Here is a 17,123-nt window from a genome sequence, read left to right on the forward strand (position 1 = left end):
TATTTCTCGTAAATTCAAGAATCTTCCTGAATGGAAATGAACCGTTCAATTTCACGCCTATCGCGCTTGGTTGGACGGCTTTTAGTAAAAAATGGCTGCGGTTGCGCTTTTAATCTGGCTGCCAGCAATTCCCGTTGTTTCCGGCTTTCTTCGGTTTCTTTGTAGAGTTGCTGTGCTTGCGTTGCGGAGCCTCGTTTATTAGATAATTCCAATATTTCAATATTATATTGATAATTATTAATTCGAATTGTCAACATATCCCCTACTGCAACTATTTTGGCAGGCTTTACGCGGTGGCCGGTTACAGTAATCCGCCCACGCTCAATTGCTTCGGCTGCCAATGAGCGTGTTTTAAAGAAGCGTGCTGCAAACAGCCACTTATCAATGCGATGTTTCTCTATTTTTTCAGATTGTTGCACTGTAAAATTAATCTATTAGATTAGTATTAATTTGAATCTTATTTTGTAAAGTCTTATGAACCGGGCATTGATTGGCGATTTCCAGTAACCGGGCGCGCTGTGCTTTATCCAGATTACCTGTCAATTGAATGCGCCGGGTAATTACGTCAATGAGTTGCGATTGCTTTTCACACCCGGCGCAATCTTCCGCATGAATCCGGTTGTGATGCAATGCAACTTGGATATTCCGTAAATCAATTTGTTTATGATTTGCATACATGCGTAATGTCATCGAAGTACAACTGCCCAGTGCCGCAAGTAATAACTCATAAGGGTTTAGTCCAAGATCGGCGCCACCGAGTGCAATCGGTTCGTCACTGATGATGCGATGATGCTGCGTCAGAATCTCTCGCGTAAATTTTTTATCGCATTCTCGCACAATCACGCTGCCCTGCTCGACTGACGGCTTTTCCGCTTTTTCTTCTTTATCAGAAATCTGATCCGTTTTCAGATAGCGGCTCGCCCACGCAGATAAAACCTCTGCCACATATCGTGAATCCTCAGGATTGGATAGTAGATGATCTGCGTGGTCAAGCGACACAAAGCTCTTGGGATGTTTGGCTGCGGAATATATCCGTGCCGCCTCGTCGATAGAAACCACGGCATCTACAGGCGAATGAAATATCAGCAGAGCCTTTTTCAACGCTTGAACATGTGCAACAGAATTATATTTCTCTAAATCATCAATAAATTGACGCTTTATATTAAACCTTCTTCCACCCAATTCAACTTGTACGGATTGTTTATCCTGCAATTCACGGTATGAATCTGCAAATAAATGTTTAATATGCGCCGCCGTTGCCGGTGCGCCAATAGTAACTACTGCTTGCACTGCTGGCAGATCTTGAGCTACCGCCAGTACGGCAGAGCCACCCAGACTATGTCCGATTAAAAGAGATGGCGCAGCATATTGCTGCGCAAGATAATTAGCTGCGGCTAATAAATCCTGTAAATTGGACGAGAAGTTGGTATTTGAGAAATCACCTTTACTATTCCCCAGCCCGGTAAAATCAAACCGCAATACTGCGATTCCCTGATCTGCAAGGGAAAGTGCGATTCGTGCAGCAGCCGGATTATCTTTGGAGCAGGTAAAACAATGGGCAAATAGCGCGTAGGATTTAATAGTCTTGGATGGCATTTCCAGCAAACCCGATAAAGATTCGCCTTGTAGATTCTTAAATACCGCTTCAATTCTTGGCATGGATTATTTACCTATTAGCAACAGATCATTCAAAACTTTTTAAACCAGAATGCTGTAGGCAAATAGTACCAAAATTAGATTAAGCTCATCTCTAAAAATCCAAATTCCGTCACAACACTTTGTTACTCTAAAAAATGTTTACTTACATATCAGATATATGCTGCGAGAAAATGATTAATATCAGGTTAGTCAGTTTTTTGAAGCATCCGGATCAGGAAATACGATTCCAATAGTTAGAAAGTCAATTCCGTCGCTAACGATATTCTTCGCGGCATCGACAAAAAATCACTTTCTTTAATTTCCAATATGTTATTCAATTGAAAGTCTTTACAATCACTTTCCGGTGAGCAGTTGCTAACGTCGAGTATATTGTCTATCGCAGTCTTGGCGGCAACAACTGTGCGAGTATCGACAGTTACTTCTAATAGTATTTGTTGTAAAGCCGCTGGATTGATCGCAGTGCACGTCTTATCAATCGAGTAATATTTTGAAACTTCAATTCGATTCTTGAAAAGCGCTGCCGCATTGCCCCAAACAAGATTGCCGTGATCGGCGCAATCCAAGGTAATGATAGCCCACACGATCATGGCACCGAAAGTTTTACCTGCAGCCATTTGTGTCACAATATGATCCGCTACTATCGCTTTATCTGCCTGAGTAAACGTGCTAGCTAACAGATAGTCTACAATCTTGGTAGCATTGCAGGTGTTGTAATGCAAAGCGGCTGCCCCCCAATTGGGATCTGTTGAGGAAACTGATGAAAAAACACTTGTCAGCTCTGAAATCAATTCACCTTGAGTTGCGCCAGCAGCCATTTGATTTGCAATAAAATAGAATATCAGTGTCTTATTACTGGTTGATACTCGATCACCGAACAGATCGTCAACAAAAGTAGCGGTAAACTCTACGGGACTCAAAGCTGCATAATTTTTGCCAAAAAATAACGCGCTTTCCGCCAGAGATTGCGCCAAATTCACCAAAGATCGATCATTCAGCAACTGTGAACCAAGAATCTTTAGATTAACCGCGCCTGGGGAAGTATTAAACATCGCCAATATGAGTTGAAGGATCGAAGTTTGTTGCTGGACGGTAAGTGTCATACTATGATTTTTCGTGTATGGTTGTGATCTATTTTTCATTTGATTAGTGATAGTGAAACCACTTGGGTTCTGTTGAGGAAGTCAGAGACAAAAGCAATATTTATTAAAAATTACTACTCTGAATGAGGTATCGAATTGTCAGCTATAACTTTTTCGTTAGCAATGCGACAAATTGCCGCAACCCAATGAATGACGAAATTACAATCAGTTGCAAGGCCCAAGACACCAGACAATTTACAGTATGAACCTGGGATAACAGAACAAATTCAAGCTATGACTGCGTCTTTTCAAATTCTTATTCTGGGTTATGGCGAAATGGGGCATGCGATGGAATATCTGCTCAAAGATCACCATCAATTGGCTATTTGGAATAAATTTCCGAATGCTGGTTTCTCCTCAGCCGTTATAGAAGAAAGCGCGCCGCATGCGAATATCGTGTTGTTCTGCTTGCCGGTTAATCCGCACCAAGAAGTCGTTCAGCAAATCGCACCTTTACTCAAGAAAACTTGCCTTTGTGTCAGCATTGCCAAAGGATTGGATGAAACAGGCAAAACTGCAGCGCAAATCTTTGCACAAAATTTAGCAGAAAATCAGCCTTATGCCTTACTTTATGGCCCAATGATTTCCGAGGAGATCCGTGCAGGCCGTTATGCTTTTGGACAACTGGGTTGTCGCGATCTTGCAGCATTTCAAACCATGGAAGCCTGTTTTTGCCACACCAAACTGTACATTGCGCATACTTTCGATATCACCGGTATCAGTTGGTCGGTGATTTTGAAAAATGTTTATGCCATGGCGTTTGGCATGGCCGATGAACTTAAGGAAACTCTGATTAAGTTGATTACATTCATGGTTCGGCAAGCTCACCACGAACGTAATCAATATATTACCGTTCGTCCTGAGCCTGTCGAAGGACTTGATCAGAGTCTCCTTAAGCTGGGAGATAACGTGCGCGGTTACCTTGCAGTTGTGGCTTTACAAGAACTGAGCCAGATTGTACTTACACTGGGCGGACAAGCTGACAGTCCGTATCATTTGGCAGGATTGGGAGATCTCATCACTACCGCCACCAGTGAAAGTTCTCATCATCATGAATTAGGACGCAGATTGACCAGAGATTAAACACAGGACATCTCCGGTGAAGGACCGCATACCTTAAAGATGATTAATCAATACCAGTTATTTAACACGCAAAATTTTCATCTTTTTCAACTGATTAATACGATTGTGCGGAATCCACACAATGTTTCTCTGAAATTTGATGATTATCTTGGGCGTTTTTATGAAAGACAGTATAAAAATTAATCAATCTTTTTTGGAGATGCCTATTTATACTACCGTGATTCAACGCTGCGTTAAAAATAAGTTAGAATATGGTTTTTAGAATATTTATCGGGAGTTCCTGAATGTCAATGGCTGACCGTGACGGTTTAATCTGGTATGACGGGAAGATGGTTCCCTGGCGGGATGCCAATACGCATGTTTTAACGCACACCCTACATTATGGCTTAGGGGTTTTTGAAGGACTGCGCGCTTATGAAACAGCGCAAGGTCCGGCGATTTTTCGTTTGCAGGAGCATACCGATCGCTTATTTAACTCAGCGCATATCTTCATGATGAAAATGCCTTATGACAAGGCCACTTTGATGCAAGCACAGTGTGATGTGGTCAAACAAAATAAGCTAACCGCCGGTTACATCCGCCCTATCGCTTTCTATGGCGCTGAAGCCATGGGACTTTCTGCCAGAACACTTTCCACACATGTTGCCATTGCTGCTTGGCCATGGGGTACTTATTTAGGCCCTGAAAGTTTAGAAAACGGTATTCGTGTCAAGACCTCATCTTTTACCCGGCATCATGTCAATATCAACATGTGCCGCGCCAAATCGGTCACGACTTATGCCAATTCGATTTTAGCCAATCAAGAAGTTGGATTGAATGGATACGATGAAGCGTTGTTACTGGATGTCGAAGGTTATGTGGCCGAAGGATCGGGAGAAAATATCTTTATTGTGAAACAAGGCAAGCTCTACACGCCTGATTTGACTTCATGCCTGGAAGGAATTACACGCGCATCCGTGATTGAGTTGGCTGCAGAAATCGGTATTCCTGTGATCGAGAAACGTATTACGCGCGATGAAATTTATTGTGCTGATGAGGCATTCTTTACCGGTACTGCCGCTGAAGTCACACCGATTCGCGAATTGGATAATCGCATGATCGGAGTGGGTAAACGCGGGCCGATCACCACGCAAATACAAACCTTATTCTTTGATTGCGTTAAAGGCAGAGCTAAAAATCACGCCGGCTGGCTTACCTTCGTTTAAAAAGCTACATTGGAGTTACTTTTTTATGAATCAACAAACCAATAACAAATCACGAGAAATAGAAATTACAACCGATGATCTGCCACTACATTGCCCCACACCGTCTATGGTGTTATGGAACTCACACCCGCGGGTTTTTCTTCCGATAGAAGCAACGGGTGAGGCATTATGCCCTTATTGCGGCACACACTACACGCTTAAAGGTGGTGCGGTCGCCGGGCATCACTAAACTAAAGCGAGTTGAGTTGATATCTGTGGAGATATGTATTCCGGAAATTAATTATCTAGCAGTATTCACTTACTGGGTTTTGTCAACAATCACTCTTGTTTAGAGACTAAATTATGAATGTAATTCCTCATGAAATTTTTAAGGCGTATGACATTCGCGGCATTGTTGGCAAAACAATCACTGCTGATAATGTTGAGAAAATAGGCCATGCGATTGGTTCCGAAGCGCGTGCAAGAAAACTGACAGCGATCGCCATCGGCCGTGATGGCAGATTATCTGGAACTGAATTATCGCAAGCGCTTGCGCGTGGCATCCGGAAAAGCGGAATTCATGTGGTGGATGTCGGCATGGTCGCGACGCCAATGCTTTACTATGCCGCACATGAATTGTGTCAATATTCCGGGGTGATGGTTACCGGCAGCCATAATCCGCCCGAGTACAATGGCTTTAAAATTGTATTAGGCGGGCAGACTTTAGCTGCGGAGACCATTCAGGCATTGCGTTTACGCATCGAAAATAATGATCTCACTCATGGTGCAGGTGATTATTCCGAACATGCTATCGTCAATACGTATATTGAACGCATCACTGGCGATATCAAACTCACTCGCCCGATCAAAATCGTTGTTGATTGTGGCAATGGTGTAGCGGGCGCATTTGCACCGGCACTCTATCGCGGCTTGGGTTGTGAGGTGATTGAATTATTCTGCGAGGTGGATGGTTCTTTTCCCAATCATCATCCCGATCCATCAGTGCCCGATAATCTGAAGGATGTCGTTCAGGCGTTGAAAACCACCGACGCAGAAATTGGACTGGCTTTTGATGGCGATGGTGACCGGCTTGGTATCGTTACCAAGGATGGCCATATTATTAATGCTGACCGTCAGCTCATGCTGTTTGCAGCCGACGTGCTCTCGCGCAACCCAGGCGGCAAAATCATTTTTGATGTGAAATGTACTCGGAATCTGGCACCCTGGATCAGTCAGCATGGCGGCGTGCCGGTCATGTGGAAAACCGGTCATTCATTCATCAAAGCAAAACTCATTGAGTCGAAGGCATTATTAGCTGGAGAAATGAGCGGTCATTTATTTTTCAAGGAACGCTGGTACGGTTTTGATGATGGCTTATATGCCGGCGCCCGATTACTGGAGCTACTGAGCCGTGAAGCGGACATTAATGCCACGCTGGATAATCTTCCTGATAGTATTAACACACCGGAACTTCAGGTTCGTGTTGCCGAAGGTGAAAATCATACGCTGATTGCACAGCTACAAAAAAATGCAGTTTTCACTAATCCACAGCAAGTTATCACTATTGATGGTTTACGGGTTGAATACAATGATGGGTTTGGTCTGGCGCGTGCTTCTAATACTACGCCGGTCATCGTATTACGCTTTGAAGCTGATAATGAAATCGCTCTAAAACGCATCCAAGAAGACTTCCGTCATAATATTTTACAAGCCAAACCGGATGCGCAGCTGCCCTTCTAGGAGTCTGTCGGATTTAAGCAATCGTAGCGAGCCAAGTAGGAGAGCGAGTGCAGATTTACTCAATTTTGAGGCGCATAGCGAGACTATGCAACAAGAAATTGAGTAAATATGAACCGTTACCCCATTGGCGCAGTAGATTAGCCTTAAGTCCGACAGACTCCTAGCTTGCAATAGCACTCCGGCAAATCAATGCGCATAGCCATCGCTCAGATAAATTGCACTGTAGGCGATATCACTGGCAATGCTGTAAAGATACTGAGCGCGGTGAAGCAGGCGAAGCAGGCCGGAGCGCAGTTGGTAATTACCCCTGAGTTAGCGCTATCCGGATACCCTCCTGCTGATTTATTATTACGCGAAATGTTCTGTCAAGCTTGCAACAATGCATTAGCAGATTTGGCAGACGCGATTGATGACATCACACTCATAGTGGGTTATCCCAGTTCTCAGGAAGGCAAACTGTATAATGCAGCTTCCGTGATTCAGCGCGGCAAAATCATTCACACCTATTACAAACGAATTCTCAATAAATCTCCTTTCTTTAACGAATCGTATTATTTTGATCCAGGCACTGAATCGTGCGTATTTGAACTGGGCGGGATTAAATTTGGCATTGCTATCTGTGCCGATTTTTGGTTGAGCAATTTGTCCCTCGCAGCAGATTGTCCCAATCTTGATATTTTATTAGTAGTCAGCGCTTCGGCTTATCGTATCAACAAACAGATTACTCGTTATCAACTCACCCGCCAATTTATTGAACAGACTGGCATCTCCATTATCCACACTAATCTGGTTGGCGGACAGGATGAACTGGTTTTTGATGGCGCTTCTTTTGCAATGAACCGCCAAGGAGAATTAACTCATCAACTCGGCGAATTTGTTGAATGCATTGAATGGGTCGATATTCAGAACAATCAACCCTTAAAAACTAAACTGGCAACCCCACAACTTCCCATCGCCAGCATCTACCAGGCGCTATGCTTGGGAGTCAAAGACTATATACTGAAGAATGGCTTTCCTGGTGCCCTGTTAGGTCTTTCCGGCGGAGTTGATTCAGCACTGACATTGGCGATTGCGGTCGATGCACTGGGCGCAGACAAGGTTAAAGCTGTCATGATGCCTTCGCAGTACACAGCCAGCATCAGCTTGGAAGATGCCAATGAAATGACTGAATTATTGGGTGTGACCCTCTTCGAATCGAGTATCCAATCTTTATTGGATCAGTATTTGTCAAAAATCGAAAGTGATTTCCAAATTCCGTCTGATTTCACCGCAACAAACACCACACCGGAGAATTTACAGGCGCGTATACGCGGCACTTTATTGATGGCGCTGTCAAACCATTCTGGCTCAATCGTGCTGACTACCGGTAACAAATCCGAGATGGCAGTCGGCTATTGCACGTTGTACGGCGATATGGCAGGTGGCTTTGCAGTGTTAAAAGATGTCAGTAAAACTCTAGTTTATCAGCTCTGCGAGTACCGTAATCAAATTAGCCGGGTTATTCCTGAGCGTATCATTCAACGCGCACCATCCGCTGAATTACGGCCTAATCAAACGGATCAGGATACTTTACCGCCTTATGAAATTTTAGATGCGATAATAGAAGCTTATGTCGAAAAAAATTATTCACCGGCGGAAATTATTGCGCTGAATTTTAGCGAAACAGATGTAAAGAAAGTCATACACTTAATTCATGGGAATGAATATAAACGCCGCCAGTCACCACCGGGCGTTCGTATTACACATAGCGATTTTGGCACGGCATGGCATTATCCCATTACATCCAATTATAAAGTTTGGTACGCAATCCAAAGATGAATAGGATCGATGGAACTTGAATAATAAATAGCTATCCTATTGTCATGAAATTGATCTGCTTGATAATTGCGCTATCAATCCTGTTTCCAGCCAATAGCTATGCACACGAATTACCTGATCTAGGCGATGTATCGCAGGCTACCATCACGCCCTATCAGGAGCGTCAAATTGGCTTGCAAATCATGCGTCAGATTCGCGCCGATCCCAGTTATTTGGATGACCCCGAAATAGCCAGCTATCTCAGCAACCTCGGTCATAAATTAATCGCCAATTCCGAAGAGACCAATGCAGGGCAATCGTTTGAATTTTTTGCGCTACAGGACTCATCGATCAATGCCTTCGCTTTACCTGGCGGGTTCATGGGATTCAATAGCGGATTGATCATCGCCGCACAAAGTGAATCGGAACTGGCAGCTGTAATGTCGCACGAAATTGCACATGTAACACAAAAACATCTGGCGCGTATGATTGCCGGACAAAAGTTCGATTTGATAAAGTCATTAGCGACACTTGCGGTCGCTATTATCGCTGCGCGCTCTAATCCGCAGGCAAGTCAAGCCATATTGGTAGCTTCCCAAGCCAGTGCTATTCAATCAAAACTGGATTTTACCCGCAAACATGAAAAAGAAGCAGACCGAATTGGTTTAAATATATTGTTGGATGCCGGATTCGAACCACAGGGAATGTCCACTTTTTTTGAACGCCTGCAAAGAGCTGGACGATTCCATGAAAATGGCGCCCCTTCCTATTTGCGTACCCACCCTATCACTTATGAGCGTATTGCAGATATCCAGAATCGTATTCGCGAAATGCCATACCGCCAAGTTCCAGATAGCATTGATTTCTTACTGGTACGCGCCAAATTACGTGCTATGCAAGGAAAACCGCATGATACAGTCGTGCAATTCAAATCCCGTTTAGATGAGAAGCGATATATCAATGAAGCCGTCGAACGCTATGGTTATATCCATGCATTGTTACGAGATAAAAAGAACATCCAGGCCAGCAATGAGCTCGCGCATTTATATCAAATATTACAGAATGATTCTTCTACATCAGTTCTGACCAACCATCCATTGGGAAAAACAGTGCGCGTTGAAAATAAAAATGTTATTGCTGGTGCGATGATTGAAACACTCTCAGCCAGTGTTAAATTGGCTAATGGAAAAATTACTGAAGCATTTGATATTTATAAAACTGCATTAAGAATTTACCCGCAGCATCGCGCATTGATTCACGGCTATGCGCACGCTTTATTACAAAACAAACTGACTGAAACAGCACTTGAGTTTATTAACAAACAATTACTGCTCATCCCAAATGATCCGCAACTGTTTAGCTTACAAGCTCAATGCTACGCCTTATTAGGTGATAGAATGCTTGAGCACCGTGCGCTGGCTGAATCCTATGCGCTAAAGGGACACATTGCAGCTGCGCTTGATCAATTGCAAACTGCACTACAGAACAGCAACGGGAATTTTTACCAGTTATCCAGTGTTGAAGCGCGCCTAAAGCAAATACAAGCGCTGAAAGCAGAAGAAGATAAAGAAAAATAGAAGCATTTATTATTAGACAATCTGCACCAATCATTCACCTAACTTTCTAAGCGAGCTTTTTGATTACTATTTATCCCCAATTGCATTCCATCAAGTATCTCTAAATGTTAACTGTTAGCATTAAACGTATCGTCATTGTTTTAATCCTGATTTCTATCACAGCTGCCTACTATTGGGTTAGCGGCGGGAAAAAAGAATCTAAAGAAAATCAATATAAAACCCGGAGCATTGAACGGGGCGACATCGTACAAACTATCTCTGCTAACGGCACACTGACCCCCGTAGTTCTTGTCAACGTCGGTACCCAGGTTTCCGGCACTGTGGCTAAATTATATGCGGATTATAACGATCATGTTGAAGTTGGCCAGATTCTGGCTGAACTGGATCCAGCTCTACTGCGTGCTCAATTGCAGCAATCCAAAGCAAATCTTCTCAATGCCCAAGTAACCGTGAGAATTGCTGAAAGTAAATTGAAACGCCATCAATTGCTGAAGGAAAAAGAATTCATTTCTCTTGAAGCTTTACAAATGATCGAGCAGGAAATGGAAGTAGCACGAGCACAATTGGCAATCAGTAAAGCTCAAGTTGAGCGCGATCAAACTAATCTTAATTATAGTATTATCCGGTCCCCCATATCGGGGGTAGTTATCGCGCGGAATGTAGATATCGGTCAAACTGTGGCTGCCAATTTCCAAACGCCGATCTTATTTCAAATCGCCAAAGATCTCCGGCAAATGCAAATCAACATCAGTGTCGCTGAAGCCGATATCGGTCAATTACATCTCGGCCAGCTCATTAATTTTACCGTTGATGCGTTTCAACAACGAGAGTTCACCGGCACAGTGAAGCAAGTTCGACTCAATCCGACGATTCAGGAGAATGTTGTCACATATAACGTAGTTGCTATGGTTGATAATGATGATGAAACTTTATTGCCGGGCATGACTGCCAATATCAATTTTGTTGTTAACAAAAATAATGATGTTCTGCGCGTACCCAATGCAGCCTTACGTTATAAGCCTAAGGATATTGAATCAAATGAAGGCAGTAATCAATCAAAATCAACCAATCAATCCGTAGTGTATCTTCTGTCAGGAAATCAACCCACCCCTGTCAATGTGATCGCTGGTATTACTGATGGCAATTTCACTGAAATCATCAATGGTGAGATAAAAGCAGGAGATAAAGTAATTATTAGCGAAGTTGTGGATAAAAAGGAATCGGAAAGTAAGTTTAAATTAAGAGTATTCTAATGCTACCGATTCAGACAAATCATGTCGGCCATTCGTTAATTAGAATAGAGAATCTTTGCAAGAGCTATAATTTACTAGATGCCAATGGAAGAACTATCACCAATCAGGTTCTGTTTAATATCAATCTGATCATCAATCAAGGTGAATTTGTCGCCATTATGGGACATTCCGGATCGGGTAAATCGACACTAATGAATATACTTGGTTGCCTAGATACGCCGACAAGTGGATCTTATTGGCTCTCCGAGAAAAATGTCGCCACACTCTCCAACGATGAACTGGCACGCGTTCGTAACCAAAAAATCGGTTTCGTATTTCAGGGATTTAATTTATTAAAACGCGTAACAGCACTGGATAATGTGGCAACGCCATTACTCTATGCCGGCGTCGGCCGCTCCCAAAGCCGTAAACAAGCCTTAGAGCTTCTCCGTCGCACCGGTTTAGAAAATTTTGCCATGCATCAGCCCAATCAGCTCTCAGGGGGACAACAACAACGTGTCGCTATCAGTCGCGCACTGATTAACCAACCGCCACTGATTTTGGCTGATGAGCCAACGGGAAATCTTGATTCGCAAACGAGCCGGGAAATTATGTTACTGTTTAAACAGCTTAATCAAGATCAAGGTATTACCATCGTATTGGTAACGCATGAAGATGATATTGCGGCATATGCAAAGCGCTTAATTCGCCTCAAGGACGGCCATATCATTTATGATAAGAACAACGATACCGAGGCAATTGTAGGCAAGTTTTCATGATTTTCTTCAGTTTAATCAGAGTTTCCAATTTAACCCAGCCAATGATTGATCTCTTCAAACACAATGAATTTGTTTGCAATTATCGGTGAAGCACTGCGCGCCTTGCGTCAAAATCGCTTGCGTACAGGATTGACGATGCTGGGCATGATCATCGGGGTGGCAGCCGTTATTTTAATGCTATCCATCGGTCAGGGCGCGCAAACGAAAATTAATCAAACCATCGCTGAGATGGGTAGTAATCTTTTTATCGTTGTTCCAGGTGCCACGTCTTCCGGTGGGTTTAGCTTTGGTAGCGGTAGCATCAAAACTTTAACCATCCATGATGCGCAAGCGATTGCGGAATTACCATCTATTAGTGCAACGGCGCCTGTTGTATCTGGTACAGCACAGCTTAATTATGCCGCTAAAAATTGGAGCACGATCATCACAGGCACTACACCGGATTATTTTTCGGTAGGTAACTGGAAAATGGAATCGGGTACAATCTTTACAGAATCTGATCTGCGTTCAGCAAACCGCGTAGTTGTCTTAGGATCGGTCACAGCACAAAATTTATTCAGCGGAGAAGATCCCGTTGGAAAAACCATACGCATAACCAACCGCCCTTTCCTCGTTGTTGGTGTGTTAATGGCCAAAGGACAAAGCTTAACGGGGCGCGATCAGGATGACAATATTTTTATACCAATCACAACCAGTGAAAGACAGATTACTGGCAATCAATTTCCCGGCTCTATCCGTCTTATGTTAGTGCAATGCAAATCAGCGGATGAAATGGATATCGCTGAATTAGAAATTACCCAATTGTTACGCCAGCGCCATCGTATCGCAAAAGGTAAAGAAAACGATTTTACCGTACGCAATTTAACTGCACTTGCTGATGTTGCGACAGGTGCCGCCAAAGTTATGTCAATGGTATTGGGCGCTATTGCATCGGTATCTTTATTGGTTGGCGGGATTGGCATTATGAATATTATGCTAGTATCGGTGACTGAGCGTACCCGGGAAATTGGTATTCGCATGGCAATCGGTGCCAATCAGCGTGCTATCCTAACTCAATTCCTGCTAGAAGCGATGATGATCTGTATCATGGGCGGGTTGATTGGTTTGTTACTGGGCATTGGTGGTGCTTGGGTAATTAGTCAAATTGCTGATATGCTCATTGTCATTACGCTTGGTATGATCGGTTTGGCATTTTTATTTGCTTCGGCGGTTGGCGTATTCTTTGGCTTTTATCCTGCCAAGAAAGCAGCTTCACTTAAACCAGTTGATGCACTTCGATATGAATAGCTTGTTTAATTTTTGTTAACCGGCCCGGATTAATGTGTAGAAAGAGGAGTTATTCATGTCATTTAAAGAGCGCCCTACTTCTGATTTTCTAGCAATTGTCGTAGTAGAAAATACAAAAGAAACGATGACTGTCGGTGAAATTAAGAACGCCTTGCATGAGCGCGGTTTTGGCATCCTAATGGCCATCGCTGCCCTGCCAATATGCCTTCCAGTACCCGTTCCACCCGGTTACACAACATTTTTCTCTATTCCGTTATTCATTTTTTCCGTACAAATGACTCTTGGCATGCAAGCCCCCTGGTTACCGCTCTGGATTGAAAAGCGATCAATCAGCCGATCAAATCTTGAGAAAATAGTCACAAAAGCGAATCCTTGGCTCAAAAAAATTGAAAATCGTATGCAGCCGCGCATGACTTATATCAGTGTGCATACATGGGAAAGAATTATCGGTATTTTTTCCTTTGTTTTTGCGCTATCGATAGCGCTCCCAATCCCTTTGACTAATTTCCCGCCAGGCTGGGGAATACTGGTAATGTCTCTGGGACTTCTGAATAGGGATGGTGTAACCATATTGATCGGCATGATTATTGGAACGATTGGAATCGGCATTACCATGATTGTTCTGGTAATGCTATGGATGGGAATGACGATGCCATCATTCTATTGATTTATTGCCTCAGCAAGCGTTACAGTCTCTGGAGTTATTGAATCATTGTTCCTATGATCTAATTGGCTCAGAATTCACTTAAGGAGAGTGGTTTGTTTTTAACACGTGATGACCGCAAGATCAGTATTATCGGTGGCTTACTGCTGCTGGGATTGACTTTAACAACAGGATTTGCAGTTTATAGTGCGATGCGTCAACAGATTGAGTCGGTGCTCGGTCGAGGATTGGGGGTTGCCCTACAAGGTAAAGCACTACTAATTGAAAGCCTCGTTCAAAAAGGATTGGCAGATACTCGTGCATTAGCGCTTCGCCCTTTCATCGTTCAGTCTATGCAAGAACTCAATGCACAACCACATAACGATAGTGCGTTGAACGACCTGACACGAAACGTCAACTCATTGACGCAGGCAGGATTTTCAGCAGCAATTGTTTATGACATGAACGGCAATCCATTATCGCATGTCGGACATTTCTCTGAAAACCAATCTCAGTCAATCCCGCTGAAGAAGCATGGCAATACATCGATAATATGGGATGAGCAGTTTATTCTACGTACCAGCAAAGATGTATTAGATGAAGAACAACGCCGTATTGGCAGCATCACAACAGAAATCAAACTACCGCAACTGACCCGGAGATTTAGTGAAATAAGATCGATCGGTGAAACTGGTGAGTTCATTTTATGTGCACCACCTGAAGAAGGTGAGCTGGAAATGCCTTGCCTGATAAGTCAGATTGATGGCGTAAAATTTAGGTACTTAAAGTATGTAATGGAAGGCGGGGTGCTACCGATCAGTTTTGCACTGGATGGCAAAAGTGGTGTTATCGCCGTCAAAGATTATCGCCAAGTACCGGTCATAGAAGCGTATGCACCGTTACGCGCGATTGGTCTCGGCATGATTCTAAAACTGGATGAAGAAGAATTGTTCAAGCCAATCACTAGGCAATTGAAAAGAATCATTCTTTATCTTGCCATACTGATCATCGCCGAGATATTCCTATTAAACTGGTTTATTCGTAAACTGATTAAATCAGAAAGAGAAGCACGGAATGCCAAGGAAACCGCCGAGCAATTTTCTATTGAATTACGTCACAAGGAAATTGAATTGAGCGAGCGCTTGAAAGAAATCACTTGTCTTTATGAGATTCGCCGGAGTATTGGTTTGGAATTATCCGTAGATAATGTTTGTCAACAGATTATTGAACATCTGATACCCGCCATGCAATACCCGGATCTTGCCACTGCCATGATTGAACTTGATGGGAGAAGAATTATCTCATCGAATCAGAACCAAAACTTAGTCCATAAGCTGGAATCTAAGATTGGCGTCAATGGCAAGGTTTGTGGCCATCTGAGCGTTTTTTATCCTGAAAACAAACCCTTTCTTGTGATGGAAGAACAAAGGCTGATTGATGCCATCACTGATGATCTGGCAAGGTGGCTGGAACGCAAACAAGTTGATGAATTATTGCGCGTGCGGTTGAAGGAAATTACTTGTCTTTATGAAATCCGCCGGGGCATGGGATTGGAATTATCAATAGATCATGTTTGTCAGAATATTTTTGAGAATTTGATACCTGCCATGCAGTTCCCTGAGATTACTACTGTTGTCGTTGAAGTCAATGGCAAGCGCTTCACTTCAACAAATCAGGATCAGCGTTTTGCTATTAAGTTGCACGCTAATATGCATTCCGATGATAAAGTTTGCTTTGAATGTTACAAAAAGAGCGATGCGATTGGCTTCGTTTTGCAATCAAAAATAAGCGTGAATAACAAGGTATGCGGTCATTTGAGTGTTTTCTACCCCGAAGACCAACCTTTCTTGGTGCTCGAGGAACAAAGACTCATCGATGCCATTGCGGATGATCTGGCCAAATGGCTAGAGCGTAAACAAGTTGATGAATTGCTGCGCGAGCGTTTAAAAGAAATCTCCTGTCTTTATGAAATCCGCCGTGGGATCGGGGTGGAATCATCGATAGATAATGTTTGCCAGAATATTTTTGAGAATTTAATACCTGCCATGCAATTCCCGGAGATCGCCACTGCTATTATCGAACTGGATGGCTGGCGATTCACCTCCGGAAAATGTTCTCAAGATCTTATACCTCAATTGCAATCAAAAACAAAAGTCATCAACAAGACTCGTGATCAATGGCGCGCAGAAAGAGATCCCGCATGCACTTGTTGGTCTGCAATTAGTGTCAATGGTACGGTCTGTGGCCAATTACGTGTATTTTATCCCGCCGACAAACCATTTCTGGTGCAAGAAGAACAAAAACTCGTTAATGCAGTCGCAAGCGACTTAGAAAGCTGGCTTGAACGTAAGCGTTTAGAGCGAGCGCTGGTATTTGTAGCTGAAGAACAAGCCCATACGATCGGTCAAGAATTACATGATAATCTTGGTCAACAAATAGCTGCCATCGGCTATCAAGCCAGAGCACTGGAAAAACAAATATTTGCTGCAGGAAATGAGAGCATGGCTCCAGTGGCCGCTTCCATTGCTTCGCAGGCACAGATTGCTGTTATCCATATCAAGCAGATTGCTCAAGGATTGCTGCCATTTGAATTAGAAGCTAACGGTTTGATCCCTGCATTACAAACGCTGGCAGCAAGGATAGCCACGACTTACAGCATTATTTGTAATTTCTCATGTAAAAATAGCATCATGATTAATGATGAGAATAATAGTCTGGCGCTTAATCTCTATCGAATTGCCCAAGAAGCTGTCAATAATGCAATACGTCACGGCAAAGCTCAGCACATCACAATATCACTGGCCTTCGATGAAGGAATCCTGTGTCTATCAATTTGTGATGATGGCAGCGGTTTCGCAGGGATTGATACAAATCATAAAACAATATCGGGTATGGGTATTAAAATTATGCAATATCGTGCGAAGCAATTAGGTGCAAAGCTCGAATTTCTTCCGCGCAACGAGGGCGGCACGGAAGTTCGTTTAGAAATGCGGATGGCTTAGT

Annotated in this window: 14 protein-coding genes; 11 read left to right on the forward strand and 3 right to left on the reverse strand. The window is 43.2% G+C overall.

Features of this window, described 5'->3' with window-relative positions; genetic code table 11:
- Window positions 1-14 precede the first annotated feature (14 nt).
- From NIT79A3_RS09280 to NIT79A3_RS09290, 3 genes are all read right to left on the reverse strand, one after another.
- On the reverse strand, window positions 15-419 hold the full coding sequence (locus NIT79A3_RS09280) for an RNA-binding S4 domain-containing protein (RefSeq protein WP_013965941.1): 405 nt from the start codon (window positions 417-419) through the stop codon (window positions 15-17).
- A 7-nt stretch (window positions 420-426) separates the two neighbouring features.
- The gene (locus NIT79A3_RS09285; RefSeq protein WP_013965942.1) at window positions 427-1,659 is read right to left on the reverse strand and encodes an alpha/beta fold hydrolase; all 1,233 of its coding nucleotides are present in this window, start codon (window positions 1,657-1,659) and stop codon (window positions 427-429) included.
- A 233-nt stretch (window positions 1,660-1,892) separates the two neighbouring features.
- A complete protein-coding gene (locus tag NIT79A3_RS09290; protein ID WP_013965943.1) occupies window positions 1,893-2,759 on the reverse strand; it encodes a hypothetical protein in 867 nt (288 codons plus the stop codon).
- Between the two features lie 189 nt (window positions 2,760-2,948).
- Between NIT79A3_RS09290 and NIT79A3_RS09295 the strand changes: the two genes are divergently transcribed.
- The 11 genes from NIT79A3_RS09295 (at window position 2,949) to NIT79A3_RS09345 (ending at window position 17,122) form a co-directional block, all read left to right on the forward strand.
- Window positions 2,949-3,881, forward strand: a complete 933-nt coding sequence (locus NIT79A3_RS09295; protein ID WP_013965944.1) for an NAD-dependent glycerol-3-phosphate dehydrogenase — start codon at window positions 2,949-2,951, stop codon at window positions 3,879-3,881.
- 284 nt (window positions 3,882-4,165) lie between these two features.
- On the forward strand, window positions 4,166-5,086 hold the full coding sequence (locus NIT79A3_RS09300; RefSeq protein WP_013965945.1) for a branched-chain amino acid transaminase: 921 nt from the start codon (window positions 4,166-4,168) through the stop codon (window positions 5,084-5,086).
- 25 nt (window positions 5,087-5,111) lie between these two features.
- Window positions 5,112-5,315 carry a zinc-finger domain-containing protein gene (locus NIT79A3_RS09305; protein ID WP_013965946.1) on the forward strand — a complete coding sequence of 68 codons (204 nt, stop codon included), beginning with the start codon at window positions 5,112-5,114 and terminating at the stop codon, window positions 5,313-5,315.
- Window positions 5,316-5,428: 113 nt separating this feature from the next.
- The gene (locus NIT79A3_RS09310) at window positions 5,429-6,805 is read left to right on the forward strand and encodes a phosphomannomutase/phosphoglucomutase (RefSeq protein WP_013965947.1); all 1,377 of its coding nucleotides are present in this window, start codon (window positions 5,429-5,431) and stop codon (window positions 6,803-6,805) included.
- A gap of 189 nt (window positions 6,806-6,994) precedes the next feature.
- Complete coding sequence (locus NIT79A3_RS09315) at window positions 6,995-8,623, forward strand: NAD+ synthase (protein ID WP_013965948.1); 1,629 nt, start codon at window positions 6,995-6,997, stop codon at window positions 8,621-8,623.
- Between the two features lie 44 nt (window positions 8,624-8,667).
- The gene (locus tag NIT79A3_RS09320) at window positions 8,668-10,179 is read left to right on the forward strand and encodes a M48 family metalloprotease (RefSeq protein ID WP_013965949.1); all 1,512 of its coding nucleotides are present in this window, start codon (window positions 8,668-8,670) and stop codon (window positions 10,177-10,179) included.
- 104 nt (window positions 10,180-10,283) lie between these two features.
- Complete coding sequence (locus NIT79A3_RS09325; protein ID WP_013965950.1) at window positions 10,284-11,432, forward strand: efflux RND transporter periplasmic adaptor subunit; 1,149 nt, start codon at window positions 10,284-10,286, stop codon at window positions 11,430-11,432.
- A complete protein-coding gene (locus NIT79A3_RS09330; RefSeq protein WP_013965951.1) occupies window positions 11,432-12,190 on the forward strand; it encodes an ABC transporter ATP-binding protein in 759 nt (252 codons plus the stop codon). Before NIT79A3_RS09325 ends, NIT79A3_RS09330 begins: the two co-directional genes overlap by 1 nt.
- A gap of 63 nt (window positions 12,191-12,253) precedes the next feature.
- On the forward strand, window positions 12,254-13,477 hold the full coding sequence (locus NIT79A3_RS09335; RefSeq protein WP_013965952.1) for an ABC transporter permease: 1,224 nt from the start codon (window positions 12,254-12,256) through the stop codon (window positions 13,475-13,477).
- 55 nt (window positions 13,478-13,532) lie between these two features.
- Window positions 13,533-14,144: an exopolysaccharide biosynthesis protein gene (locus tag NIT79A3_RS09340; RefSeq protein ID WP_013965953.1), complete on the forward strand. Its 612-nt coding sequence runs from the start codon at window positions 13,533-13,535 to the stop codon at window positions 14,142-14,144.
- Window positions 14,145-14,236: 92 nt separating this feature from the next.
- Window positions 14,237-17,122, forward strand: a complete 2,886-nt coding sequence (locus NIT79A3_RS09345) for an ATP-binding protein (protein WP_013965954.1) — start codon at window positions 14,237-14,239, stop codon at window positions 17,120-17,122.
- Window position 17,123 lies beyond the last annotated feature (1 nt).

It is taken from the genome of Nitrosomonas sp. Is79A3, from assembly GCF_000219585.1.
Classification (GTDB): Bacteria; Pseudomonadota; Gammaproteobacteria; order Burkholderiales; family Nitrosomonadaceae; genus Nitrosomonas.